At 58.6% G+C, this 25,992-nt stretch carries 25 protein-coding genes and 2 pseudogenes; 7 read left to right on the top strand and 20 right to left on the bottom strand.

Annotation, left to right across the window (positions count from 1 at the left end):
* Positions 1-399 precede the first annotated feature (399 nt).
* Together ACWGS9_RS05640 and ACWGS9_RS05635 are read right to left on the bottom strand one after the other, a co-directional pair.
* The gene (locus ACWGS9_RS05640; protein WP_454504287.1) at positions 400-1,812 is read right to left on the bottom strand and encodes an alpha/beta fold hydrolase; all 1,413 of its coding nucleotides are present in this window, start codon (positions 1,810-1,812) and stop codon (positions 400-402) included.
* A 15-nt stretch (positions 1,813-1,827) separates the two neighbouring features.
* Positions 1,828-2,535, bottom strand: a complete 708-nt coding sequence (locus ACWGS9_RS05635) for a bestrophin-like domain (RefSeq protein WP_454504286.1) — start codon at positions 2,533-2,535, stop codon at positions 1,828-1,830.
* A 380-nt stretch (positions 2,536-2,915) separates the two neighbouring features.
* On the opposite strand from ACWGS9_RS05635, the gene ACWGS9_RS05630 reads away from it, so the two are divergent.
* Positions 2,916-3,350: a potassium channel family protein gene (locus ACWGS9_RS05630; protein ID WP_454504285.1), complete on the top strand. Its 435-nt coding sequence runs from the start codon at positions 2,916-2,918 to the stop codon at positions 3,348-3,350.
* A gap of 260 nt (positions 3,351-3,610) precedes the next feature.
* The gene (locus ACWGS9_RS05625; protein ID WP_454504284.1) at positions 3,611-3,973 is read left to right on the top strand and encodes a hypothetical protein; all 363 of its coding nucleotides are present in this window, start codon (positions 3,611-3,613) and stop codon (positions 3,971-3,973) included.
* Positions 3,974-4,222: 249 nt separating this feature from the next.
* Here the strand turns inward: ACWGS9_RS05625 and ACWGS9_RS05620 are convergent.
* From ACWGS9_RS05620 to ACWGS9_RS05580, 9 genes and pseudogenes are all read right to left on the bottom strand, one after another.
* Positions 4,223-4,693: pseudogene (locus tag ACWGS9_RS05620) on the bottom strand (histidine kinase).
* A 797-nt stretch (positions 4,694-5,490) separates the two neighbouring features.
* Positions 5,491-6,711 (bottom strand): sodium/glutamate symporter, encoded by a 1,221-nt coding sequence (gltS, locus tag ACWGS9_RS05615; RefSeq protein WP_454504283.1) that lies wholly within the window; start codon positions 6,709-6,711, stop codon positions 5,491-5,493.
* Between the two features lie 286 nt (positions 6,712-6,997).
* Positions 6,998-8,224 (bottom strand): HlyD family secretion protein, encoded by a 1,227-nt coding sequence (locus ACWGS9_RS05610; RefSeq protein WP_454504282.1) that lies wholly within the window; start codon positions 8,222-8,224, stop codon positions 6,998-7,000.
* Between the two features lie 123 nt (positions 8,225-8,347).
* The gene (locus ACWGS9_RS05605) at positions 8,348-9,574 is read right to left on the bottom strand and encodes an HlyD family secretion protein (RefSeq protein WP_454504281.1); all 1,227 of its coding nucleotides are present in this window, start codon (positions 9,572-9,574) and stop codon (positions 8,348-8,350) included.
* On the bottom strand, positions 9,567-10,037 hold the full coding sequence (locus ACWGS9_RS05600) for a hypothetical protein (protein ID WP_454504280.1): 471 nt from the start codon (positions 10,035-10,037) through the stop codon (positions 9,567-9,569). The genes ACWGS9_RS05605 and ACWGS9_RS05600 overlap by 8 nt, the downstream gene beginning before the upstream one ends.
* 196 nt (positions 10,038-10,233) lie before the next feature.
* A complete protein-coding gene (locus ACWGS9_RS05595) occupies positions 10,234-10,602 on the bottom strand; it encodes a response regulator transcription factor (protein WP_454504279.1) in 369 nt (122 codons plus the stop codon).
* Between the two features lie 151 nt (positions 10,603-10,753).
* Entirely contained in the window at positions 10,754-11,476 is a 723-nt protein-coding gene (locus ACWGS9_RS05590; protein WP_454504278.1) for a response regulator transcription factor, read from the bottom strand.
* On the bottom strand, positions 11,443-12,612 hold the full coding sequence (locus tag ACWGS9_RS05585; protein WP_454504277.1) for an ATP-binding protein: 1,170 nt from the start codon (positions 12,610-12,612) through the stop codon (positions 11,443-11,445). Before ACWGS9_RS05585 ends, ACWGS9_RS05590 begins: the two co-directional genes overlap by 34 nt.
* A gap of 366 nt (positions 12,613-12,978) precedes the next feature.
* Complete coding sequence (locus ACWGS9_RS05580; RefSeq protein ID WP_454504276.1) at positions 12,979-13,728, bottom strand: carbonic anhydrase; 750 nt, start codon at positions 13,726-13,728, stop codon at positions 12,979-12,981.
* Between the two features lie 259 nt (positions 13,729-13,987).
* Between ACWGS9_RS05580 and ACWGS9_RS05575 the strand changes: the two are divergent.
* Together ACWGS9_RS05575 and ACWGS9_RS05570 are read left to right on the top strand one after the other, a co-directional pair.
* Positions 13,988-14,147, top strand: a pseudogene (locus ACWGS9_RS05575) (transposase domain-containing protein); the annotation flags it as partial.
* Positions 14,148-14,276: 129 nt separating this feature from the next.
* Positions 14,277-14,885 (top strand): hypothetical protein, encoded by a 609-nt coding sequence (locus ACWGS9_RS05570; RefSeq protein WP_454504275.1) that lies wholly within the window; start codon positions 14,277-14,279, stop codon positions 14,883-14,885.
* Here the strand turns inward: ACWGS9_RS05570 and ACWGS9_RS05565 are convergent.
* The 4 genes from ACWGS9_RS05565 to ACWGS9_RS05550 form a co-directional block, all read right to left on the bottom strand.
* On the bottom strand, positions 14,873-15,169 hold the full coding sequence (locus ACWGS9_RS05565) for a hypothetical protein (protein WP_454504274.1): 297 nt from the start codon (positions 15,167-15,169) through the stop codon (positions 14,873-14,875). The genes ACWGS9_RS05570 and ACWGS9_RS05565 overlap by 13 nt on opposite strands.
* A 67-nt stretch (positions 15,170-15,236) precedes the next feature.
* Positions 15,237-15,869 carry a L,D-transpeptidase gene (locus ACWGS9_RS05560; protein ID WP_454504300.1) on the bottom strand — a complete coding sequence of 211 codons (633 nt, stop codon included), beginning with the start codon at positions 15,867-15,869 and terminating at the stop codon, positions 15,237-15,239.
* 107 nt (positions 15,870-15,976) lie between these two features.
* Positions 15,977-16,945: an ABC transporter substrate-binding protein gene (locus ACWGS9_RS05555; RefSeq protein ID WP_454504273.1), complete on the bottom strand. Its 969-nt coding sequence runs from the start codon at positions 16,943-16,945 to the stop codon at positions 15,977-15,979.
* Between the two features lie 9 nt (positions 16,946-16,954).
* Complete coding sequence (locus ACWGS9_RS05550; RefSeq protein WP_454504272.1) at positions 16,955-17,896, bottom strand: alpha/beta hydrolase; 942 nt, start codon at positions 17,894-17,896, stop codon at positions 16,955-16,957.
* A 340-nt stretch (positions 17,897-18,236) separates the two neighbouring features.
* Between ACWGS9_RS05550 and ACWGS9_RS05545 the strand changes: the two genes are divergently transcribed.
* Together ACWGS9_RS05545 and ACWGS9_RS05540 are read left to right on the top strand one after the other, a co-directional pair.
* Positions 18,237-18,437, top strand: a complete 201-nt coding sequence (locus ACWGS9_RS05545; protein WP_454504271.1) for a hypothetical protein — start codon at positions 18,237-18,239, stop codon at positions 18,435-18,437.
* A gap of 342 nt (positions 18,438-18,779) precedes the next feature.
* Entirely contained in the window at positions 18,780-19,043 is a 264-nt protein-coding gene (locus tag ACWGS9_RS05540; RefSeq protein WP_454504299.1) for a hypothetical protein, read from the top strand.
* A gap of 433 nt (positions 19,044-19,476) precedes the next feature.
* Here the strand turns inward: ACWGS9_RS05540 and ACWGS9_RS05535 are convergent, their stop codons facing one another.
* Positions 19,477-21,123 (bottom strand): alpha/beta hydrolase, encoded by a 1,647-nt coding sequence (locus ACWGS9_RS05535; protein ID WP_454504270.1) that lies wholly within the window; start codon positions 21,121-21,123, stop codon positions 19,477-19,479.
* 368 nt (positions 21,124-21,491) lie between these two features.
* Here ACWGS9_RS05535 and ACWGS9_RS05530 point away from each other — a divergent pair, with 368 nt between their 5' ends.
* Entirely contained in the window at positions 21,492-22,238 is a 747-nt protein-coding gene (locus tag ACWGS9_RS05530) for a carbonic anhydrase family protein (RefSeq protein WP_454504269.1), read from the top strand.
* 599 nt (positions 22,239-22,837) lie between these two features.
* Here ACWGS9_RS05530 and ACWGS9_RS05525 read toward each other — a convergent pair.
* From ACWGS9_RS05525 to ACWGS9_RS05510, 4 genes are read right to left on the bottom strand one after another with little or no spacing between them, the layout of a single operon-like run.
* Positions 22,838-23,605, bottom strand: a complete 768-nt coding sequence (locus ACWGS9_RS05525) for an alpha/beta fold hydrolase (protein WP_454504268.1) — start codon at positions 23,603-23,605, stop codon at positions 22,838-22,840.
* Between the two features lie 20 nt (positions 23,606-23,625).
* Positions 23,626-24,690 carry a D-cysteine desulfhydrase family protein gene (locus ACWGS9_RS05520; RefSeq protein ID WP_454504267.1) on the bottom strand — a complete coding sequence of 355 codons (1,065 nt, stop codon included), beginning with the start codon at positions 24,688-24,690 and terminating at the stop codon, positions 23,626-23,628.
* A 58-nt stretch (positions 24,691-24,748) separates the two neighbouring features.
* A complete protein-coding gene (locus ACWGS9_RS05515) occupies positions 24,749-25,234 on the bottom strand; it encodes a RidA family protein (protein ID WP_454504266.1) in 486 nt (161 codons plus the stop codon).
* Positions 25,228-25,953, bottom strand: a complete 726-nt coding sequence (locus tag ACWGS9_RS05510; RefSeq protein ID WP_454504298.1) for an SDR family NAD(P)-dependent oxidoreductase — start codon at positions 25,951-25,953, stop codon at positions 25,228-25,230. The genes ACWGS9_RS05515 and ACWGS9_RS05510 overlap by 7 nt, the downstream gene beginning before the upstream one ends.
* Positions 25,954-25,992: the final 39 nt, after the last annotated feature.

Raw genomic sequence — 25,992 nt, 5'->3', positions numbered from 1 at the left:
ACTTCCTTCATGAATAGCCGCCGACGAGGGGGCGCATTCGGAACGCACTCCGGCGGAAATTCCCGCAGCGAGTGAGGCGTCGCGCGTACCACGGCCGACAGCAAGAATGTGGTCGGACGACAATCGATTCCAAAACAGACGATGTCCGGAAAGGCTATTCTAGGCGTCGTTCCGGGGCTGGAGAGCCGGCGGCCAGGGCCAGATGCACAATGTGCTCCTCCTGGATCGAGGTTCCGCTCAGGTGATTGTCGAGATGGCCGTCAGGGATAAGTCTCATCGGCGAACACGCTGTTGCTCGGCTAGCATTTCGCCATCGCAGTTGGGCTGTTGGTCGGCGTGTTCTGAGGGCCAGCTCGGTGCCAAGTATTACCCTTGCCGCCAGTGCCGTTCCTCGTCTAGCTATGATAGAAGAAAACGCCTCACTTCATCAAAAAACTGTACGCAAGCCGCCTCATCCTTCAGAAACAGGTGATTCTTGCCGTCGAACGCAACGAAGCGAGCACCGGGAATAGCGGCAGCCATTTGTCTGCCCGCCTCGACCGGGCAGACTCGATCATCGCGAACGTGCATAACCAGTGTTGGTACCTTCACCTTTGGAAGAAGATCGCGAACATCGAGATCACCGACGACTTCAAAATACTGTGCTGCGCACTGAGGCGAGATCGTCCGTCGTTGCAGCTCGTTGAAGGCGTCGATCTGCTCTTTGGTGCCTTCAGGGAGAAACTGTGAGGAAAACAATTGACGAAACGTCGGTTCGTCCGATCCCCATCCTAAACGCATCAAGGTCGTCATAGCATCGCGTTTCTGGCGCTCCTCAGGCGAACGCTTCCGTCCACCCAATGCAAAGCCGCCGTAGAGGATAAGATGTGACACCTTTTTGGGGTGGCGCACGGCGTAGGCAATCGAAACGGCACAACCCTGCGATGCGCCGAATAACGGGAAGCGCGTGAGACGTGCCGCATTAGCAACGGCTTCCAAATCGCTCACCCAGTTTTGAAGTGAAAGCTCGTCCACATTCCTATCCGACATTCCATTCCCTCGCGCGTCATAGCGGATAAGGGTGTGTTCGCTTGCAAGCCCCTCTAGTAAGTGATGCCAGACAGGACTCTCCCAATCATACTCCAAGTGGTTCAGCCAATTAGCGGCCTTCATGAGAGGTGGTCCGCTCCCAACCTTAGCCCACGCGAGCTGAACACCGTCTTTCGCGCGGCAATACGCAATCGACTGGGTTAGTTCGTGGGTTATTTGCCGTTCAAGATCAGCCGATCGTTTAGTTGCAACAGAATAGCCGCCGACGCGAAGCAAATAGACCCGGATGGGCTCGGCGATGTTCTTGAGCTGGGTGTTGCCGAGATCGCTGACTGAAAGGTCAAGCCTGGCCTTGACCTGACGATAGGCATCCTCGGACAGGCAAATGGTGCCCGGCGACGCGACGCCTTCTAGGCGTGAGGCGATGTTGACGCCGTCACCCATCAAGTCGCCGTCGCTTTCCTCGACGACATCCCCCAGATGGACACCGATCCGGAATTCGATGCGGCGGTCCTGCGGCACGCCGGCATTGCGCTCGACCATGCCGTTCTGCACCTCGACGGCACAGCGCACGGCATCGACCACGCTGCGGAACTCGACTAACGCCCCATCCCCTGTGCGCTTGATCACGCGCCCGTTGTGCACGGCAATCGTCGGATCGATCAGGTCGCTGCGCAGTGCCCGCAACCTCGCCAGGGTGCGATCTTCGTCGGCACTAGCAAGCCGGCTGTAGCCGACCACGTCAGCAGCAAGGATCGCCGCAAGTTTGCGGATCTCGTTCACCCTGCCCCTCCTTCACTATCCGACATAGCACAGACGCAAGGGAAAGACCGCTCCTTTTCGAAAGGCCCAGCTGCGTGCTGGGGCTGTTGCCATACTGAAGCCGGCAAGCAGCGAACCTCCCAGCCCGAGGCCGAACAACATTGCATAGACAATCTGTGGCGGATGTTTTTCCGCCGCGCCAAGGCGCAGCCGTGCGACTTCGAATGCGGTAGTCAATGTTGAGAGTGTCTGTGGGCAGGCCGGACGAAAGTTGGCCTGTGGGCATGCCGCGAGAATTGCGTCCCACAGCCTATTCTTCAGCTCGCCGATTTCCCCTTGTTGTTGACGTGACCAGACCTCCGCGCCTTGCCACACAGAGAAGTCATGCGGCATTTGATACAGATCGATCCGAGCCTTCGTATACTCCTTCAACTTTTTGCGGAGGTCGCCTGCCTGCCCCTCGAACAGGCCGAGACGGTCATAGGCTGTACTGATCGCATTCGCTTCCTGCACGACCAGTTGGCGACGTTCGTCAAATCGCTGCAGGGCGCCCGAAATGGTGAATGCAAGGAGCAATCCCATCAAAGCGAATATCGCGCCCTCGACTGTCGGCAAGCCCGGCATGCTGTCAGCCCCGTGCCGCCGCAAAAAGCGCAAGCCCAGCCGTCGCCCGTAGTTCAACAGGCTCAGCGAAGTAGCGAAAAATACCGCCGTCACCCCCGACGCGAAGAGGCCAAATAGCATCCCGAAGTCCCAAAGACTAGAGCCACCACCCGTGAGGAAAACTAGCACACAAATGCGGAGGAAACGCGTCATTAGGATCGATTGATCGGGGTGCGGAGGCGCCCGCGGACCGTCCGACGGGCTCGGTGGCAACGGTTGATCGCCAGGGTCGAGGGTCGTTTTTCTCACGTTCGAGAGCGTCGGGGGATTGCCGAGGTTCAATGGATCAGGAGTGACGCGAAAGAGCGACAAATTCTGTCAGAGGCGTATAGTGGCACCGGTCGGCCTAGGTTCCGGCTAGCGCAGGATTTTCAGAAGCGCGCAGCCGTCGATGTCGAGCGGCACGTCGCTTACTACTCGCAAATATCGCCGCCGAACGGGCGCCCAAAAGAGAGAGCACCATGTTCGTCCAGTTACTTCTAGCTGGTTGTCTCATATCTATTACTGTCGCCATCCAAGCGATGTTCATGTCGATTGGACTGCGAAGATTGAAATTTATGGAAGCAAATCGTCGATCAAGCTTGGAAAAGTGGCCGACTTTTGTGATAGTGGTATGGATAATATTCCTAACGATTCCGATCGTATTAGATGTGTTGTTATGGGCTCTTCTATACTATGTTACGGGCTCTTTGCGTGACTTCGAAGACGCATTCTACTTTTCTATGGTCAGTTTCACAACGGTTGGTTACGGAGACGTTGTTCTCGGGAAAGAAACGCGACTTATAGCCACTTTCGAAGCTGTAAACGGGTGGGTTATTTTCGGGTGGGAAACAGCACTTGTTATGATTGTAGTACAGCGACTTTATCTGCTCGCTGGCCCAAGTGCACCAAGATAGACCAGTGTCGCACAGCGTCCTTAGGCAACGTCGAATCCGCAATCACGATCACGCTGCAGGCGTACTATTCGTCGTCAATCGCAACACGCTCGCGCTGCTACGGGCACCTCCTCAAAAATGCGCTCGATCACCTGCGAGGAAGCACGGCGACGATTGCCTGCAGGAACTCAGATGGCTGTGAGACCGGCGCGATCTCGCCGAGGTCAAGGCCGTAGCTCGCCAAAAGGCGACCTCAAGGGCAATCTGAATGATGGATCCAAATGCTATCGCCCCAGTCGGGCATCGTACAGCGTATCCTCTTCGCCACGCATGGTGCACTTCGTTCAGCATCAAATGACCGGCTTTGGTCAAAACCAAAGCCGGTCTTTGTCGGCGAGCCGTACTTAGCCAGCCGGCTGGTTGTGATGTGCACGATGTTGGTTATGGTGATGGTGATGGTAATGGCACTTGTGATGCTTATCGTAATGGCACTTCGGATGCGTCATCGCCGCACCGCTGGTGGGCTTGGCCGTACCACCGGCCGGCATGGTGTGATGGAGGCGATGCGGATTCGTCGTTGCATCAGCACTGCTAACCCCGATGATAGGTGTGAGAACAAGCGCAACTGCGATGCCGAAAGCTGAGAGAACGGACTTTTTCATGTATCGTTTCCTTTCCCGGTTTGAATCAGGTCCACGACCGCTACTGCGGAAGCCATTATAATCCTTGAATTTTTCGATTGTGTTTCTGCACTGTAGAATTTCGTTTCTGGATTATGTCTGACCTCCTCGTTGCGATAGCCGGAACTTTGAGAGTTGGGTTGGGAGACGTGCCCGAAATTCATGCCGGCGAATTCTTTCACATCCGTCATGGCGGTCTGTGAATCCCGTCGATCAAATCTCGTGCGGATTCCAGTCGAGGAAAAGCCGATATCGGCCGGGATACCGTCCTTGAAGGTGATTATCTGCGCTTTGAGCTTGTAGCCAGCTGGCTTGCCGAACGTCTGATACCGCTCGTAGAACTCTTTTGCTTTGCCCTGGAGCGTTTGTGGCCAGTCGCGGTCAGCGTTGTTTATGGCCCAGCCGTCGTCGGTGCAGAGCTCGGAGGGAAAGCTGTACACGAGTGCCTCGAACTTACCATTGTGGAGTGCGTTTGTAACCTGTCGGCGAACCATTGCGATTTCGTCGTCGGTGACTCGGTTCCCGAGAAAACCTGCGACAAAGTCGGCGTATTTCTCCTCCTGCTCCGTCTTGCCTTTGTCGCTTTTTTTTGGCCTCCTCCATCTGTCGTTTCAGGAGTGACTTACGAAGCTCATCGGCAGTCATGGGCGGTTTGTCCCGATCGAGCTTGGTGCTTTCGGCCATGATCGTGTCTCCCTTAGTACCCGCAGCGCGATGGCGATAATCTAAGCGGCCCAGTACCCACTTGAATTTCTCTCCCGCGGTTTTGGGTAGACCTCTCCAGAAAGGACCGGATGGCCAAGCGCCCGGTGAATGGCCCGGGAGGAATCCTTCTCATTCTCGGCGAGAGGTTTCAGGCAACTATTGACGCCACGAAGGCTAAACCTCCTCCCATCCGCTGCCCATTGTCCTTGAGGGCAACTTCGAGGTCGCGCAACACTACGTCCACGCAAGAGCGGCGGCACATCCTGCCTTCACAGGCAATGCCAAAGTCCGAAAATCCGAGATAGCGAGAAAGTCTGGCTCCGGCTCATATCACCCGAACGCCGTGGGCTGACCGTAACTGGCGGCGCGGTCATTTGGGAAATGGAGAAGAACCGTCTTCCACCAGAAAAGAGCCCGTAATCCAAGCGGGCTCCAGTCGAGCCATAAAGAATTACGCCATTAGCGAACAATCCTCACTATCTGCAATCGTGGGCTCGCTTTCCTTGACTCTTCCTAAATATTTGTTCAGCGTCTTCTCGCTTAATCCTCTTTTGGTCACCCATTATCTGCCTCCAAACATTGGTTGTGCTGAACCGGATCACTCGTCGACAAGCAGGGTTTCGAGCGTTTGCGCTCGTTGGCTTTGACGCCCTTCGAACTTCGCGAGTTGGAGCAACCAACTTGCGCGATTTCTGGGCCAAATGTCATCGGTCCGGAAGTTTCGGCGGGACTGAGCGAGACGCCGAACTCGGGATATCCGTAGTGTCGGACCGGTGTCATCCCATGCCAAACAACGGCAATAGCAGAAACAACTTTGCCACCAAAGCGTTGGCGAGATCGACAAAGAAGGCTCCCGCGAGCGTGACCGTCAGGACCGCCCGAGGCGAAGGCCCTGAACGCTTCGTAATCTCTTCCATTGTCGCCATCGCCACAGGCATTGATGCGATCCCAAAGCCGAGAAAGCCCGCAGTGGTGACGGCGGCATCATAGTCGCGGCCCAGTAGAGGAAAGAGGATGTAGTAGGCAACGCAGACAATCACCAGAATTTGGCATAGCACGTTCACCGTAAGCGGCACTATCATGCTGAACATGGCAGCGAGTGGGGTCGCCGTGAGGCTCATGGCAAGAAAGAGGTTAAGCGCCACTGCGCCGCCAATTGCCACAGGCTTGACCTCGATGTGCATTCGGAAGGCGTCGAGGCTGTTGGTAATCAGTATTCCGGCCAAAAGCGTGCAGAGGAATCCTGGCAGCATCACGCCGTTGCTACGAGACCAGGTGTTGATTTCCTCACCGATGAGGACTGAGACCGCAATGGCCAGAAGGGCCGTCAATGCGCTGGAGACGGTGGAATCCATCGTCTTCGTTGGTTCTGCCTGCGGCAAGGCAGCAGCAGGAGCGCCAGCTTCATCATTCGCCTTTAGCCCCTTGCGTTTGATCAACAAGCCGACAAGTGGCCCAGCGAGAAGGGCACCAGCAACCACTGCCAGTGTCGCTGCCGCGATACCCACCGGACGCGCGACTGCCAAGCCGGCGGCCTCAGCTTCTTGTGCCCAGGCCATCGCTGTCCCCGGGCCGCCAATGAAGGACAAACTGCCGGCCAATAGACCATAAAAGGGATGTGTGCCCCAGGCCAAGGCAACTGTCGCTCCTACTAAGTTCTGAAGTACGATTAAGACAACTGTTACTAGACAGAGAATGAGCAACGGTTTGCCGCCGGACTTGAGCAAGCGCAACTTGGCCGATAGCCCGATGGTCGAGAAGAACATGAGGAGCAGTAAGTCGCGCAAATGATTGCCGAAGGTGAGCTCGACGCCGAAGGCAAAGCGTATCGCCAGGACCGACACGGCGGCGACAAGCCCCCCCACGACCGCGTCCGGGAGGTCGATGCGCTGCAACGGTGGCAATTTGGCGCGTAGAGCCTTGCCCACAATAAGGGCCACAAGCGCAACAACCAGCGTTTGGAGTTCGTTGAAGCTGTAGGATCCCAGAGTTTTCATGGCGAGCGACCCTCAAGGCCGGCTTCATGTGACCGGGCTGTCGCTACGAGGAGCGATCGACGCTATTCGCCTAGTATTAGAGGCCCTTGCCGAGGCCGATACCTCAATCCCCCGACGCGTCCGGTAACAATTGTCCTTAGGGGCAATGCTAGGCCCGTCACGGATAAGAAACCGTCCCGAAATTAATCTGCAGTCTTGCAGATCGGGACGTGCCGGAAAATGGTCTATGCAGAAAGCCGCGCAGCCCGCCTGTAAGCCCCGCCAGCGCATTGCCAGCCGCACGAACTCAGTGGCCGCTCAACACCAAGGCCTGCACGGGCAGCATCAGGGCCTGTATCCGGAGAATGGCACCATGAAGCACGGCGACAGCATCGACGGCGTGCAGGAACACGCGCATGGGGATGCTCAGGTTTTCAGTCGCCAGACGCTCTTCATTGTCAGTATAGGCGGTGGCTGTGCAACTGCTTCCCGGAGGGATACCTGCAAACTGTCCGGGATAGAGCGGCTCCATGAACACGGCGATCGTCCCAGCCTGTGCCTGGGCAACATCGATCAGCCGATCTGTCGGCCTGAATTGGCCGCCGGCGATGACGTCCTGGACTTGCGTGACGACGACCGGAATTACGGAGAGCGGGCTGGAGGCGCAGGCGACCTCGCCGACCATCCCGACCTTTATCACCTGCGCTTCGATTTGAGAGAAACCCGCCACCAGTGCGTAACGGCCTGCTTCGGCAGGAATCAGGATACCCGCCGGCCGCCCCAATGGGTTTACGAAATCACCGGGCCTGAGCGCGAACTGCGCAACAGTTCCGGCGACGCCTGCGCGGACTATCGTTTTGTCGAGGGCGATCTGTGCCTGTTCAATTGCAATCTCTGCGCTGGCTTTCTGCGCCGGGAGCAGCGAACTGATCTGCTCCTGCAACGTCTCCTTGGCTGCGTTAGCCGCAGCCAACGCGCCGGTGCGACCGTCCACGGCAATCCGAAGTACGGTGATCTCGCGGTCCGCTACCGTACTGGCATTCCGCCTCTGCAACTCAACTTTTGTGTCTAGTGCGTCAACGGCTTGCTGATAAGCGCTTTGCACCTGTTGGATGTTGGCGTCAGCCGTCACCAATTGAGTCTTGGCGACCGCCAATGACGCGTCCGTTTCTGCCGCCATCCGGCGAGCTAATTCGAGTGCGGCCTCTTGCGCTGCGCTGTCAAGCCGGAACAACGGTGCTCCCGCTTCGATCTTGTCATTCGTATTCACGAAAACTTCGACCACGCGGCCGCCCGTCTCCGGGAGGATGGTGACGGTCCGAAACAGGAAATTTACGTTTGAGGTGGCCGGGTGAAAGTAGAAAATCATTGTTATCAAGGCGATCGTCAGCATCAGGCAGCTGGTGATGCCCCAACGTAGCTCATACCACATCGTAAAGAAGGTAATTTCCCTTCCGACCCGTTTCCCCTGACCGTAGCGACGGTATAGGTAGTCTGGAAGGATGGTGAACATCGAACATAACAGAAGTTCCATCCACTATGTCCTTTCCGACGGGTCGGCCCTTTGCCCTGGCCCGGAGGCGAGTGCCGGTGGCCCTCAGCTCGCCATTGTGCCCGGGGCTCCGAAGTCGATCGCCAGCGTTCTGCCGCAAGCAAATCAATGGCCGCTCAATACCAAAGTGGTTACTGGCAGCATCAGTGCCTGGATCCGCAGAAGTGCCCCCTTAAGCACCGCGAAGGCATCGACAGCGTGCAGAAACACCCACATGCCCGGGTTGAGATCTTCGGTTTCCAGCCTATCCTCGTTGTTCGTATAGGCGACGGCCACGCAACTGCTTCCAGGCGGAACGTCTGCAAGCTCACCGGCATACAAGGGTTCCATGAACACGGTGAGGGTTCCCGGCTGCGCTTGCGCAACGTCGATCAGCTGATCGGTCGGTCTGAACTGTCCTCCCGCGATGGCGTCCTGAATCTGCGTCACGACGACCGGGATAATGGTGAAGGGCTTTGACGCGCAAGTGACTTCGCCTACCATGCCGATCTTGATTACTTGGGCCGCAAGCTGAGAGAAACCTGCCACCACGGCGGCGCGACCCGCCCCCGTTGGAATCAGTATACCGGCTGGCCGCAACGGGTTGACGATGTCTCCCGTCCTGAGCGCGAACTGCATAACCGTTCCAGCAATGCCTGCCCGGACTGTCGTCTTGTCTAGCTCGACTTGGGCCTGCTGAACTGCCGCTTCGGCAGTGGCTTTCTGCGCCGGGAGAAGTGAACTGATCTGCTCCTGCAGAGTCTCCTTGGTGGCGACTGCTGCGGCCATCGCGCCCTGGGTCCCATCCACCGCATTGCGAAGCCGTTGGATTTCGCGTTCCCCGACCGTGCCAGAATTTCGCCGCTGCAACTCGACCTTGGTATCAAGCGCATCGACAGCTTGCTGATACGTGCTTTGCGCCTGTTGGATCTGGCCGTCCGCCGTCGCTAATTGACTTTTTGCGACCGCCATCGCCGCGTCCGCTTCTGCCACCTTCCGGCGCGCGGCTTCAAGCGTAGCTTGCTGCGCAGTGCCATCCAGCCGAAATAGCGGGGCACCGGCTCCGACTTGGTCATTCAGCTTCACGTATACTTCCGCTACCCGACCGTTGCTCTCCGGCAGAATGGTAACGGTCCGAAACAGCAGGCTGACGTTTGTCGTCAAAGGGTGGAAGTAGAAAATCATGGTGATTGTTATTATCGTCAACACCAGGCAACTGGTGATGCCCCAGCGCAACTCGTACCAGATCGAGAACAAGGTAATTTCCCGTCCAATCTTTTTTCCTTGGACATAGCGGCGGTAGAGAAAATCCGGGAGGATAGTGACCACCGAACAGAGAAGAATTTCAAGCATCGCCTAAGTCCTTTGCAGGACTGGGCAGTTCAGCCCTAAGTTTGGAGTCTGGTGCGAGCGGCGAAAGGCCTTCGTCGGGGGTCTGTTCGGCGTTCCCCTGTGGTTGCGGCATCGAGGGGCTGCCTCCCTGTGCGAGCTTGTGCAGCGATTGGGTTATGGAGCTTATGGGCGTGGAGAAATCGGGGAATTGCACCAGCGCCAGCAGCAAGCCCGCGATCCAGAAGATATGATTGTGAGTGAACAGAGCGAGCAGCGCCAGAACCGACACTATTTCCAACTGAACCTTGTTGGCCCGATGTGCCAGATGCTCGGGCAGAGCGTGCAGCTTGAAATAAAGGTTCCCGATGATGAGAACCACCACGATCAGAAAAACGATCATCGCGATGAAGAGGCCGTCGGTCTCCCCGGGTGCCGTGATGAACCAGGGCATATGGTGAGGGGCCGCCGGGTTTATCGAATTCATCACAACTCCCCCGAGGAATTGACTAAATCAAGTCGCGGCCGAACTCACCGCTGCCGATCTTGCGGAAGGACGAATTTGTCCACGTCGGGTGACTGCGACGTCGGCTCACCCTTAGCAATCTTGTTCCCTGGTTCATCCGGCAACAATTGTCCTCAGGGGCAATGCGATGGCCACGGCGCGGTGGGATGGCCCGGAGTCAACTCGTAGCGTTGTGGATCGCTTCGAAGAGCAGGCGTGCCGCAAATGGCTTGTGCAGATACGCAGAGCAGCCGGCCTCCATGGCCAGCGCGTGGGTAGCTTCAGTATCGAACGCGGTCATGAATATAATCGGAATCTTAGATCCTGAATCCGAGAGTTGACGCTGGAGTTCGAAACCGTTCATTGCACCCAACTGTATATCGAGAACGAGACAAGTTGCCCGTTCCGGAGCAGAACTTGAGAGGAATGCTTCAGCCGAAGCAAATACTTCCGACGCAAAACCCTTGGCGCTCAACAGACGTTGAATCCCTTTCAGCACGCTGGGATCGTCGTCGATAACCGCCACGATCAATGGCTGTGTTTGCACCGGCTCGTTCCTTGGAGCTCACGCCGTGCGGGGACGACGGCGACGGCTCGGCGGCAAGTGTGTAATGTTGTAAGAACCGTACGGCGCGGTCACCCGTAGGGATATTGTACTTGGGGGCCGAAATCCTACCCAGCCGTCTCGCTGGAACTGCTCAACTGATGCAAAACTTGGCGACCTCATGCCCCGACAATGCTGGCATCTCCCCGATGCGAGACGGGCCGACAACGTGGGCTGCCGGGGCGACAAGTCTATGGGCCAACGAGACCAGTTCGGCCACGGATTGAACTTGTAGCTTGAACATTACTTCGTGGCGATGCGCCTTGACCGTGCGCACCGACGTGCGCAATTCAAACGCAATCTGCTTGTTGAGCTTGCCGCGGACTACCAGCGCAAAGACTGCCTTTTCGCGCGGTGTCAGCGTGTCGACGAGCCCGCGCAACGTGCTGAGCCGATCATGGTGTTCATGCGCTGCCTCGGACCGCAGAAGCGCCCGTCGGATGGCGCCTAGCAAGTTTTCTTTGGAAATAGGCTTTGACAGGAAGTCCTCCGCGCCGGCCTTGGTTGCTCTCACGCTCATCGGAATATCGCCGTGGCCAGTCAAAAAGATAATCGGTAGCAGGTAGCCACGCTCAGCAAGGCCATCCTGAAGTTCCAGCCCATTCAAGCCGGGCATTTCCACGTCGAGCAAGATGCAGCCGTGCGCGCCAACAGGCACCCGGTCCATGAATTGTGTTGCTGAGTCATGCAGAACCACTTGAAAACTGCAGGCCTGCAAAAGACGGGCGACTGCCACGCGAAACGACGCGTCGTCATCGACAACATGGATGACAGGCCCAGCAGCTACGCGGGCAACTCCATGGCCAGCGTTAGCCACTCCAAGGCCAGGGGAAGGCTTAAGTGAAATACTGCCCCTCCCCAAAGTAGGTTCTCCGCCCATATCCTACCTCCATGTTTTTCAACGATCGCGCGGGCGATGGATAGCCCCAGGCCCGTGCCCTCTTGCTTGGTCGTGAAGAACGGCTCGAAAATAAGTTCCAGCTTGTCGGCCGGAATGCCCGAACCGGAATCCGAGACGGAGATTTTCGCCGCGGACGTGTTCAATAGAGCGGTTTCGATCACTAGCGAACGCGGGCGAGACGTCGAACCTGCCACGGCATCCAACCCATTCAGGGCCAAATTCAAGACGACTTGCTGCAACTGAATGGGATCGGCACGGACGGGCAGCGGGCGCTGCCCGTAATTGGCACTGAGCAAGACGCCCTTGGCTGCCGCATGGGGGGCGAGAATTTCGTACACGATGCGAACCGTTTCGTTCAGATCGATCTCCTGGAGTCCCACCTCATTTTTTCGAACGAACTGTCGCATGTGGCTTATCACGTCCGCTGCGCGCTGATCGTCCCGGCGGATGTCGGCGAAGATCTCTTTGACCTGATTCAAATCGGGTTGGCTCGCAGTAAGGAGAATCTCTGCAGCCTCGGTGTTGGCCATAATCGCGGCCAAGGGCTGGTTTAGCTCGTGCGAGATTGCGGCTGATAGTATCGCAGCGTCAGTGCTGCGGTTCGAGTCGGCCACTTGAAGCAGGTAACTGCGCATTTCATCTACGGCTTGCCGTTTATCCTGGATGTCGACACAGGAGCCGATATAGCCAAGAAACTTGCCTTCGTGGTCGTAGCGGGGAATCCCCGTATCGTCGATCCAGCGATAGATCCCATCATATCGCCGAAGACGATATTCCATTCGAAATTCTTTCTGATCGTCAAAGTGGCTGGCGTAAACGTGCAAACATCGACCAAGATCGTCCGGATGAACACCCTCGGTCCAACCGCTTCCCAGTTCTTGCCTAATGCTGCGGCCTGTGAACCTCAGCCACGGTCGATTGAACCAGTTGCAGAGCTTATCTTGGCCGGATACCCACACCATGACGGGCGCGATATCCATAACCTCGCAGAACCGCACATCCAGTCCCACCGGAAACTCGACGTAAGTTCCTTCGGATGTGCGCTCATCCATATTGGCAGCCCAGCCTTGCCGCAACTCCTATACTAGTGGCACGTTATACTGGCTGCAACGAACTTCTGCTTGCTTCCTGGTCGCATCCCAATTCGACCGGTCTCATCGCGAATGTTAGACTCAAAGTAAGCGCTGTGGTCAGGCCAACTTTCGGGAATGCCGGTGATCTGTGAGGCTGCCGATTCTGCGTCGGAATCGGAGATCGCCTTGTGTCTGGACTTGACCCTGCGCTTGAGCCTGGGCGGCAGCGAACGCGGTCATCTCCGAAGTCGCGCGCCGCTATGATCTGAGGCCGCAGCAAGTCTTCACCTAGCGACGGAACGCCCGCAAGCGTGCTGCCGCCGGTCCATCCGCGGACGGCAGGTCTTAGCTCGACGACAGGATATAGCGGCGATTGGCGGTAAGCACCGGCCGCGCATTCATCGCGTAAAGTGCGGTGAATCTCGCGATGTCGGCTGCGGCCACCTCGATCGGCTCCATCGCCACCATCCAGTCGACATTCTCGCTACAGGGCGGGGTGGTGAGCGATCCCTCATAGGCCCAGTAACTAAGCGTCTTCGGCAGAATGCCGCTTGGATCGACATCGCGTGCCGGCGTCTTGTCGCCCTCTTTCGCCGGGAACGCGGCGGCGAGTGCGGCAAAGGTCGCATTCGCCGCGCCTGGCTGGAAGAACACGGCGAGCACGCCCAACGTGCCGCTCTCGGCCTTGTGCACGAAATGCACCTCCATCGGGAAGGACTTGCCGGCAACCCGATGCTCACTTGGCGCATGGAAATGGAATTGCACCAGTTCATAAGTCCTGTCGCCGCGGCTGAGCTTGCTGCCTGCCGGCATGTTGATCTGGATTGTGTGGCCGTTGTTGACGATCTCGCCACCCTTCTTCCAGTTCGTGACAATGGCTGGAAGGTCAGCCTTGATCGCGCCGGTGATGTCTAGCGGCGATTGCTGCGAGCCGACCGAACAGGCGGCGTTGTCGCCGCCGAGATCTCCCCAGTGTGTGGGGCCGGTTTCACCCTCATAGGTCCAATGCGCGCCCTCCGCTGCAAAACCGGACTTGGCGCAAAGCGGGCAGAGACCGAGCAAAGTCAAGCCTTTGATAAAGTCACGCCGTTCCATGTTTTCCTCACTGACGGCAATGCGGCCAGCGGCTCGACATTGCTTGCGGTGCTCAGTAACAAGCATGTGCTGTCGGACAGGTTATTCCTGGTGATTTTACAGGCTGGAATGGAAATGGGTCAAGGCGCGGATTTGCTGGAAAGCGGAATTGGGACGGCCTGACGTTGGCCTGGTTTTGGGCATTGAGGTTCTGTCGGACGGCACCAATCTGAGGAAGTTCAAACTCGGTGAAGCGCAGGCCGCACCAGCGCTCGGCGGCGCGTCGCTGGTTGAAACCGGCACGCTCAATGGCGTCGAGCAGCTCGGTTATCTCGCCGACGTGCTCGCCAGGATCGTCAACCGCCACCCCAACAGCCCAGATCGACGAGTTCCCGCCCTGGGTCAACATCCGCAACTCCGAACTCAGGGCCGCGGCCTGAGAACACCGCTTACGACCCAAGAACTACTGGCAAGTATATGTTTCCACTGGACCTCAAGGGGCGGATCATCGGTAATGCTCGTCCCCCGCCGACAAGATTGTGTACAATGACACGACGGAGTTGGACTAGATGCCCGAATTCAACCCGAACTACCAGCGCAACAAACGGGGGCGGTATCCGGTACCCGCGCTCGTTTATCACCTCCTCTTTGCCCTCCAGACACTAGCCGCATCGTTCCTGTTTTGGACGATATTTCCGGTATTTAAGCGCTTGGTCGCACGCTTGGGACAAACTCAGAACATTGATCTGGGAACTCAGGCCGCCGTGGCAGCTGGTACCATTGCGCTGCAGGGCCTCTATTGGGCGAGGTACAACTGGGTCGATATCCGTGCGCCTTTTGGAAACGCACTGGTCGCGCACCTCGTGATGTTCGCGAGCCGCGCCAGTTTCTTCTTCGCAGGAGTGCTCTTCTCCACGTTGTTCTTTCGGCATCTTCCTGAGCTCGATTCATTGCCGCCATTGGGTCAAGCTCTAACCAAGGGGCTCATCGTGTTCAGTGTGCTGTTCGCGTTGTATTGCTATTCGCGCGAGCTTGAAAGACTGGGCCGGGCGATAGAGAAAAGTTCGCTGAACGATGCCGGCGAGCTCTCTCGTCCGGCGCGAAGCTTGCTTGGCCTGCTTCCGCATGGCGCGCGGAAAACGCAGGCAACTGGCCATGACGACGTTCACAATGGTTGAACGGATTTAACATTGCCGTCGGCGTCGACAAGGCAGCTCGTCTTCTTGCCGCCGGCGTCAAGGTCAACCTGATAGGTCTTCGAGTCGATCTGGTTTGAGCTGACCGGGAGTATCTTGTCGGCCTTTAGGCCGCTGGCTTTTGCTGCGGCATTTGCGCAAAGAAGTTGCAAGTCGGCGGGCGCTGTCTTGGCCACGGTTCGCGACATCTGGTCCGGCGACGGCGGCGGCGGCGCGCTGACGCAACCGACCGGAAGGATCGCCCCCAACAACACGGCTGCGACCACAAACCGATGTCTTCGAACCGCATAGGTCCTTGCTATCGACATGGAATTCCGCTCCTCAAGTCTGGTGTCAGACGCCCTTGTATAGTGCTGCCCCCTGCATCAGGACGATCACCTTGGCTCCCACGTTCACGCGGGACGCCAGGTCGATGATGTCCTTGTTGTTCATCCGGATGCATCCTGACGAGACGTCGAGCCCGATCGTCCATGGCTCCGGCGTGCCGTGGATCCGGTAGATCGTGTCCTTGTCTGCTTCGTAGAGGTAGAGTGCCCTGGCTCCCAGCGGGTTATCCGGCCCGCCTGGCATTCCCGCGGCGTACGGCACGGCTTTGGGGTCGCGCGCAACCATTTCCGCAGGCGGTGTCCAGGTCGGCCATTCCGAGATGCGGCCGACACGCACTATCCCTGCCCAGCCAAACCCTTCGCGGCCGACTCCGATGCCGTAGCGCATCGCTTGCTGGTTGGGTTGCACCAGATAGAGAAAGTGCTGGTTGCCGTCGATGATGATCGTGCCCGGCACCTCGGCGGTTCGAAACTTGACCATCTGCATTCGAAATGCCTCGGGCACTTCCTTATGGGCCGCATAGTATTTGAGAGCTTTCTTGCGGTCGTAGTCGACCCACTTATGGGTGATGGGATCGAACACCTGCGTAGCCGCCCCCGGTGGCGCCGCGGGCGCGAGGCCTATCGGAGCCGCAAGCATGAGGACCGCGATTGCTGCAACACTCGCGTACCGCCGGATAGCGGCCGGCTCGAACAGGGTCCCGTTCACTCCACTGGCCGGGGTCTGCTTCGTCGTCGATAACCGTTTCATTTGCCCGCCCACCCCTGCACCCGGGCCCCATGCGTTGCGACCCATTGGGTCGCAAAGTCGAAGGGGGCCTGCCGCTCCACCTGGAGCGCGTAGCCCATCTCGGTGACTTCATCCTCTTTGAAATCGATATGCTCCAGGAACTTGACCACCTCCGGGTGGCTTTGGCGCAGGGAGGTCGCATAGCCGATGTGGAAATGCCCAGCATTCCACGCGACGGGCGCGCTTGATTTCGACAGCCAGAGCGGATCCTCAGAAGGCAGCACAATCTTCCACTTTGCCGGATCGTAGGGTGGCTCCTTTAGGCGCACGATGTCGTGCAGCTTGAAGATGTAATGCGGAGCATAGCAGGCAAACACCATGGGACGGTCGGTGGCTTCAGCCGCATCCACGGCAGCCATGCCGACGTCCTCAGGCATTTCCAGCAAGGTCATCGATTTGGCGTAGCCGTAGCTGTTGGCCCTGATCCGTTCTATCGCCGTCGACGCCCAGGTCTGGGCACCGATCCACAATTCGCCGCTGCCGTCCCCGTCCGTGTCGAGCGCTACGGTCTTCTTCGGGTCGTTCAAATCCGAGATGTCGCGAATGCCATATTTGTCGGCGGTCACCCGCGTCTCGCAAAGCCCCTGCCACGCCTGCACTCCGATCGGGCTAAGCGCGATTGTGCCCGCCTTTGTAACGTACTTTTCGATCAGGCTGTCGAGGTTTGGCGACCAAACCTCCGGGTGGATGTCGACCTCGCCGGAGTCCAGGCCCGCAAAGGCGATCATCGAACCCATCTCGCGCACGTCCGCGTCGAGCCCGAATTCCTTTTTCAGACCGACCTTCAAGATGTTCGCCGTCGCCTGCCCCGAAGGCCAATTTGGCATGGCGATGACCAGGTCACGGGATTGAACGGGAACAGCCGTAGCTGCCAGGACGAACGCCGCCAACGCCGCTTTCTCCAAAGAACACCGAATTTTCGACATCTGCGTTTCCTATGGTGTCACAGCGCCTGAGAGCCCCGCATCTATGTCCCCAACGATGCGATCTCCCGGGCTCAACTGCTGGTCGGTAACTGGTTGACCTGTTGCCAGTTGCCGTCCGATAAGTCGGATCACGTCGGGGCTCTCGGAAAACTTCCCGTGGTTCAGCCGGTCGGCGGTCTTGATCTTGCTGAGGTCGATGACATCGATTTTCTCCCTCTCCAGGAAATCCTTGTACGGCTCGACCTTGGGATCGATGGTGCCGAGGCGGGCTGTGCTCCCCCAAAGCCATCGCGATGCTTTCAGGGCTTTGTCGTCGTTCGACACGAAGAGCGTAAGGCGTGGGCGCCGAGCGCCCATGGAATCCAGCTGGGTACGGAAGACATCGATGTCGACATCGGGTGACGCCAGCATGACATTCTTGATCTTGGCGGAGATGCCGCGATTTCGGATTGCCATTTGACGGAGCGCTTCCAGGGTAACCCAATTCCCCATCGAATGTGCCAAGATAGAGACCTCGGAAACTGATGGGTCCCGCACCAGATAGTTCAGCATTGCCTCAAGTCCGTCCCTGCTGTAGTTCGCGCTCTCGCGATCATAGGCGTAGGCGAGCAGTTTGCCGCGCGATGGCCAGGTAAAGAGCACAGGCACGTCTTTGGCGCCCGAGTCATGGACGATTTGCGCGAACCTGAATACCGCATCGTCGAAACGGTTGTTGTAGCCATGAACGAAGACCAAGACCTTCCGGGAAGGAGCCCTGGTCAGTCGCGCATGGAGGTCGGAGATAATTGCGTCTCGTTTCAGTACTGTTGCGCTGATCGTCGCAAATTCGCGCTTGGGGTCAGCAGGAATGACCTTTGGCCATTCCACCTCTCCGATCTTACGGACCTTATCAGGCGGAATCGATATTGCGATGTCGGCGAAGGCCGGATCACCGCGGTCGCCGCTGAACATCTCTCCTGGTATCTTGGAAGGGCGCCGTGTTGTTGCCACCAGCATTTCCACCTGCGAAGCACCAGGTACCGAATTCGGCCCCTCCGGGAGAAAGACGTTCTCGGGCCGATGGGCGCATGACGTCAACCAGATCACCGTAAAAGCCACGGAGAGGCGTGCGGACCTGTTCACCAACTCGATCGCCCTTCATGCTTCGCAAAATCGATTCAAGACAGTCCTTTGCAATAAAAAAAGCAATCCGTAACAGCGGGACGCTCCGGGGGGCCGCACACAAACAGGATCAATGGACGGTCACCTGGACGTACCGAGTGCCAGAGTTTTGATAGTAGAGCGAGCCGCAATGATGGTAGCCAATGCCGTTGATTTGGACGAGACGGCAGCCGGGCGGCAGCGCCGCCACGAAGTACGCGGTACGGCGGACAGTACGCCGCGCAGTGCGGCGCGCGACGCCATGAGCAGTGACCGGCACGTGGCGATGATGGTGCACAACCACGCCCGCTTCCGCTTGCGAAATCGCATCTCCGCCAATGAGCTGGTTTAGGTCATCGCGCGCGAGGGACCCGGCGGCGAGAGCAACCAGGGCGCAGAGAATTTTTATGAGCCTGCTGGGTCGCATTTCTTCCTCCCAAGATCATTCGGGGCAAGCCCCGCAAGACAGCGGCTTGCACAGGCTCGAACTCCAGAGCCAGAGGCCATTCTCATCGAGAAATGGGCTGAATATTCACTTTGCGGTACTGCAGCTAAGCCCCTGCTGATCCACCGCGCCATTGTCCTTAAGGGCAACCGATTGTTGACGCGGTCAGCTTCCACGTCTTGTAAGCTCATACAAAGGGCGAGAATGCCTAGCGTAGTGCAATAGAGGCGGGGGAACACCGAGATGCAGGTGTGCAAGTCTTTCGTCGCTGCCGTAGTGCTGCTCGCCATGGGCAGCTCTGCGCTTGGCGCCACCGCGGTCAACAAGGACGCCAAAACCCGCACGCTGATTGTGACGGAGGGCGGTCGTAAGAGAAATCTTGCACTCGCCCCCGGCGAAACCGTGGAGTTCTGCCGGAATGGTTGTTTCGTCACCTTGCCCAATGGCGACGTCGAGGCCCTTACGGGTTCGGAAACGGTCGAAATCTCCGGGGGCATCGCCCGTATCAAGTAGTTTCGATCGCAGGCAGTTCCGCTTGCGGTCGATCTCGACGAGTGGCGTGGCGCCGAGCCGTTATTCAGGGCCGTCGTCAAGATGGCTGCGCGCGTTAGCGGCACCGTGCCAAGCGTGATCCTTCTTTTTTCAACGGCTCGCCGCACGCTTCAGTGTGTGCGTCTCGGCACCATGCCGCCCGCCGCAGAGAATGGCTGGACTCACTGACGCGCCTGAAGGTGCGCGGAGCCGGGAATCGTAGACGCCACGCGAGGTATGGAAGCCGGGCAGCCGCCCGTCGTATGCCGACTACGGCGTCGTGCGCGTACTTGCTCGTGAGCGATATCCTAGCGGTCGTTGGACCGGATTGGGAAGCATGCTGTTGCCGCCGAAGCCTGCGAAGACGTTTGGGGTTGCCGTCGGAGACAGTTCCCTCGCTTGTTCTCTCTGAGGCTTATCTGCCAAGCTTGAACAGTTTCTTGAGACGTTCAAGATCGGCCGGTGTCCAACCCTGCACATCGGTAACCTCTACCCAAGCGTCGATATAGTGCTCGGGCGCATAGACATGCCCATATCCCATCGGCGTTGTCGTCGCCATGGCCATGTCGAGACCGAGCTGAAGAAAGGTCACCACCGGATACCAGCGCAATGCCGGCGAGACATCAGGACCGCGCGGCCGGACCATCCAGTCCGGCTCTCTGTACAGAGACTGGTATTCGAAAAACGTAACCGGATCGCTCGCATATTGCAGATAGACTATACGCATCGGCCCCCAATGCGTGCCTGGAATGTTCAAAGCGTTGGTTTGGCTCGTGAACCGGACATAGGACCCGTCACGGAAGCGAGGAAGCCACGCCGGCGAACCCGCGTTGCGGTCGGCGGTCAGTGACCGCCATATCTGGCTTTGAAACGGCGGGCCGCTCCACAGCGCTCCCTGATACGGGTCGCCTATCACCTCCAGCAATTCGGAAGATCGTTCCGAACTCAACGCCCCCAGGCTCAGCCCATAGAGATAGAGCTTCGGCCGATGATTCTTGGGGAGCGCTGACCAGTAGCCATAGACTTCCCTGAAGAGTGCCCGGGAAGCGTCGGATCCATAGCCGGGTTCGATCAGCAAGGAGAGTGGACTCGACAGATAGGAATACTGGATCGCGACGCTTGCGACATCGCCATTGTGCAGGTACTCGACAGTGTCCATTCCGGCCGGATCGATCCATCCGGTTCCCGTGGGCGTAACGATGATCAGTATCGAACGCGTGAATGCGCCGACGCGCTTGAGTTCCTGCAGAGCCAGGCTGGCCCGCTCGTCGGCCGTCTCCGCTGATCGCAGGCCGATGTAGACGCGTATGGGCTCTAGTGCCGGTTTGCCCGAAAATGATTGCAGCTGTTGGGCAGTGGGTCCTGTCGAAACATATTCTCGCCCCGCCCTGCCAAGCTCGTCCCAATGCACGAGTGATGCCGCACTGCCGGTTTTGTTCGGATCCGCCGGCTGCGGCGTTTCCGGTTCGATCAGCTCGTCATAGGCAGCGTAAGAAGAGTCGGCGGCCCGGAGCATCACCTTGAAAAACACACCGTTGACCAGAGACCATGCCAGGACGACGGCCAGAGTACCGCCAATCACATAGGAAAGGCGCTGTGGCAGGACGCGGCGCAGCCGGTCCGAGATGAGAAGCATCGTCAGCTCGAACGAGCGTCCCAGAAAGAGCAGCACCGCGAAGGTCAGCAAAGCGATGACGGCAATCTTCAACGGGCTTGCGGTCTCGACCGGACCAAGGGCCATCACCGCCCGGACTGAGTTCTGCCACGCGGATGCCTGCCAGAGAAAGGCGATGGCCACGATCGAGCACAACACGACACCAACGCGGCGGATGCCCTTGGCCGTGCTTTCGCTGGCGACCGGAAGTTGCAGATATGCCCAAAGCCATTGGCCCACGGTCCCCAGCAGGTAGCCCACCGCCATGGAACATCCTGAAAGGACCCCTTGCGTCACAAAGGTCCGCGGAAGCAAACTCGGCGTGAGGGCAAGACCGAAGAACAGCGTTCCAACAATCAGTCCGGGAATGGAGAGCGGGCGTCGGAACTTGGCCACACGGAAATTCATCGAACCGCCCCCGAGACAGCGCCTGCCGGCACGATACTAGGAACCAGCAAGCCAACAACAGAAATATCTTGAAGCTTTGACCGACTGTCTCCGCTTGCGGCGGGAGAGCCAACAGCTGACGCTCGCCCGATCGATTTCTATGTCATGGGCGCCAGCCGCTTTTCAATGAACAAGGAGAGCGCCTTGGCGCTAGTCACCAAAATAGGCGAATGTGCCCCGCGGGCGCCGTTCGGATGCCGAGGGGAATGCCTAGCAGTCCCAGAGCGGACTTTCTCCCTTCCTGAACTTGTAGTAACTGTGAGCGGCTAGTTGGGGCAACTGGCAGGCCCCGCCGTTCGAACCTCGAATTCTCAGAAGGGAGGCCGCACGTGCATCACGCTTTAGGACATCCTCAAGACTGCAATTGTTTAGGCCGCCGAAACTTTCTTAAGACGGCGGGAACGCTGACCGCGCTGGGTTTGGCCGGCTTCGGTGGCTTCGTATCGCCGGCATCTGCCGACGCGCTCTCGAAGGAGCTGCGCGATAAGTTGACGCCGGATCAAATCATTCAGGCGATGCAGAAGGGAAACGAGCGCTTTCAACGAGGCGAAAGAAAGGAGCGCAACTATTTGCGCGAACAGAAGGCGAGCGCCTCGGGACAGTATCCTGCGGCAGCGCTTCTCTCCTGTATTGACTCGCGCGCGCCAGCCGAGGTCATCATGGATCTCGGTATCGGCGACATATTTAACTCGAGGGTCGCCGGCAACGTTGAAAATCCCGACATTCTGGGCAGCCTTGAGTTCGCCTGCAAACTGGCCGGCGCCAAAGTCGTGCTCGTAATGGGGCATACCGCTTGCGGCGCGATCAAAGGTGCGATTGACAACGCTGAGCTTGGCAATTTGACCGGGCTACTAAGCAAGATCAAGCCGGCAGTAGAGGCGACAACTTATTCCGGGGAGCGAACGGCGAAAAACTATGCGTTTGTGGATGCGGTTGCGCGTAAGAACGTCGAGCTGACTGTCGCGAACATTCGGAAGGACAGCCCAGTACTTTCGGGCCTGGAGTCCGACGGCACAATCAAAATTGCCGGGGCCATGTACAATCTTGAAACGGGAGCGGTAGAGTTCTTTAGCTGAATGGCCTCCGATTGGTTCTACCTTCACGGACCCAACCCACAGCTCGATTCGCTTAAACAGCAAACATGTGAGGCATCAGCAGCAAGCCGGACAATATTACAATGTTGATCCTAGGAGGGCCTGGATGTGGCCGTCTTTTGCGGCATTCGTTAGCAAACGCCACCCGACCAAAGGCAACTATCTGATTCCAGCGCGAAAAGACGGCCCATATCAAAGGTCCGCTATTGCGTTGAGAACGACCAAAGCATTGATGCAGGTAAGGCGATCCTTCCCGGGCCGAAGGACAGCATGTGTTCTCCAAGGTATCCGGCCAGACGCTTTGCCGAGGCGCCCGAAATGGCTTTCGGTGATTGCGTGCCCATCCAGACAATAAAACCGCCCCGGTTAGACCGGGACGGTTATTGATTTATGATAAAATTGGTTGCGGGGACCCCTCAACCACCGATACCGACATTCGCTAACCGTCGCGGTTTGAGTAACGTTCGTTAACGACCGCTGTTCGCAAGAAGCGTCTCGGGCAGGCCCGGAGGATGTACCGGCAAAGTATGTGCGCTCATATCCGGATCGGATGAACCGTCGACTGTTACCCGCCGATTTGCTTACTTCGCGGCAGTCTCGATCACGCCGGCGACCTCGGCCGGCTGAGAGATGAAGACAGCGTGGCTTGCGGCCACTTCGGTCACCTTCGCGCCGGAGCGTTGATACATCCAGCGCTGCAGCTCCGGGCTCACAACATGATCCTGGGTGGTCAGGATGGCGAAGCTGGGTTTGGTTCGCCATGCGGCCACGGAGACGGGCGCTCCCAGAGCTTTCTCAGCAAGCTGCTGCTGGGAGTCCGCCAGGAATTGAGCGTCCGATGCCGGGACATCCTGGGCATAGGTCGCAGCGAACAGGGCTGGCTGGATGAAGAAATATTTGCCGGTGGAGGCCTTAGGCGCCGGGGTGGCCCGCATGGCATCGTTGGGTGCGGCGAACTTCGACAGAAGCTGCCCGCTGGCTTCCCCCGCATCGGGCTGGAGCGCGGCCACATAGACCAGCGCACTGACCTTTGAATCGGCGCCTGCCTCCGTGATCACGGAGCCGGCATAGCTGTGACCGACCAGCACCACAGGCCCCTTCTGCTGATCGAGAACGCGCTTGGTGGCCTCGACGTCCTCTGCGAGACCAGTGAGCGGCTCCTGCACGACAGTCACATGGAACCCATCCTTGGACAGGATTTCGTAGACGGCTCGCCAGCTTGAGCCATCCACCAGGGCGCCGTGGACAATGACGATATCTTTCGCGGCCGGCTTTGATTCAGCGCGCGCCATGGTGCAACTCATGGTTATCATGAGAGCGACAGCAAAGGTCTTTCGTAGTGTGGACATGAGAGTCTCCTGTTGTGTTTTCAAGGGGTTAGGAAGCGTTTAGGTGGAGGCTGGTGGTTCGCGCCGAGGAAATCGCTTGCGTAGGCATAGAGGCTGGGAATCCCGCCTGTCATGATGAAGAGGACCGCGTCGCCTGCCGCATACCGTCCGGCCGAGATGTCCGCCAGCAAGCCGGCGAACGCTTTCCCGCCGTAGACAGGGTCAAGCAGCAGGCCCTCCCTGCTCGCCATCAGCCGAACCGCCTCGACCATGGCGGGTGTTGGAACGCCATAGCCTTGACCCAGCTGGTCTCCCGAAAGGTTGACGTCATTCGAGCTGAGCGACGCCTCAGACCCCAGCAAGGTCAACGCTGCATTGGCTATCTCCACCGTTGTCGAGGCGGCACTGGCGGTGGGCGCAAGCACCGAGTGAGATCTCACCCGCGTGGTATCAAGTCCCAGTGCCCGATATCCGGCGACCAATCCAGCCTGCGTCCCTGAACTTCCGTTCGGGACGACGACCTCGGCGAAATCGACGCCGAGATCATTGGACTGCGTCTGGATTTCGAGCGCGCAGGCCGCGTAGCCCAGGCTTCCGACCGGCGAGGAGCCGCCGAGCGTCGCCATATAGGCGATGTGGCCAGCCAGACGCAGCTCCTCAAACCGCTCCTCTGCAAGCCGTGTCGAGTTGACGCCGGCTGGTAGATGATGGATGCGAGCGCCGAAGAGATCGTCGAGCAGAACATTGCCATTTCGATCGTATTCGTCCCCTTCACGTGGCACAAAGGGTGCGAGAACCAGCTCGCAGGCGAGGCCCAGCCTGGCGGCCGCGGCGGCCGTCAGGCGCGTGAAGTTCGATTGCCGGCCGCCGGTGGCGATGATTGTGTCGGCGCCTGCCGCAGTGGCGTCGCCGAGCAGGAACTCAAGCTTCCGCAGCTTGTTGCCGCCACCGCCCAGCGACATGAGATCGTCGCGCTTGGCATAGATTCGAACGCCATTCAATGAGGAGCCCAAAGCGTCCTCGATACAACAAAGGCGCTGAATAGGAGTCGGCCCTTCCAACAAGGCGCGACGCGGCATGAGACTAAGGGCTTGGGAAAGAGACATGATTACACCTCGGCCTGGGCAACGACACGCTCACCTTGCAAAGCATCGCCTTGTTCGCCTAGGCCGCGATTTCAAAGACGAGCTCGACTTCGACGGGCATGCCGAGGGGCAGGCTGGCGACGCCAAGAACGACGCGGCCCGACAGCATCCCGGTGCCGAACACCTTGAAGAGGAGCTCGGACGCTCCATCGGCTATTTTCGGGTGACCCCGGAAGTCGCCTTCCGTGGCGATATAGACGCCGAGCTTCGCCACGCCGGTTATCTTGTCGAGCGAGCCGAGATGCGCCTTGGCCGCCGATAGTGCGTTGAGACAAGCGATCTCCGCCGCCTTTCGCCCCTCCTCCGCCGACACCGCGCCACCGACGCGCCCGACATATTGCGGCTCGCGCCCGATGACTGGCAGCATGCCGCTGAGAAAGAGCAGATTGCCGATCTTCACGGTCTCGACATAGGCGCCGAGGGGGGTTGGCGGCGGGGGAAGCGCGATGCTGAGATCGCTCAGCCGCTTTTCCGCGCTGGCTTGAGTGCTCATACCGGTCACCATCTTCCCAGATGTGCGCCGCCATCGACATGCAGCACCTCCCCGGTTATGCGCGGCGCCTCTGTGAGGAAGAGAACCGCGTCGGCAATTTCCTGTACGCCGGAGATACTGTGCATCGGCGAGAGCGTCTTCAGAAACTCCTTCGGGTTATCCTTGTGCAGCGGCGTGTCGACAACGCCGGGTGCGACCGTGTTGGCGCGGATCTGCTCCTTGGCATATTCCATCGCAATGTTCTTCGACATGGCTTCAATGCCTCCCTTGGTCAGCATGGCGACCGATGCATTCACACCGGCGATCGGGCGACCCACCATCGGGGTGGTAATGCTGACAATGCTGCCGCCGCTCTTCTGCGCCAGCATCTGCCGCACGACGCGCTGCGTGAGATGCAGAAACCCTTCGAGATTCGTGGCCGCGAGGCGCCGGTAATCTTCGATCGAGTAGTCGATAAAGGGCTTGGTGAAGAAAATCCCGGCATTGTTGACCAAGGCGTCGATCGAGCCGAACCGCGCAAGCGCGGTTTCGACGACGGCCTTGGCCGTCTCCGGGTCCGCTATGTCGCCATCGACGCGGGCTAGGTGGTCGGATGGGTTGAGCTCCGTCGACCGACCGACCTGCCGTGAGGTCGCGACGACATTGTAGCCTCTTTCGAGAAAGCTGTTGGTGAGGCCGGCACCGATGCCCTGGGAGGCGCCGGTGATCACGGCCGTTTTCCGCGTCTGCATGTTCATCTCCAATAGAAGGGCGGCGTCAGTCCTGTTGGA

This window comes from Mesorhizobium sp. Arg314, from assembly GCF_053714275.1.
This window is presented reverse-complemented; position numbering and strand designations above follow the sequence as displayed.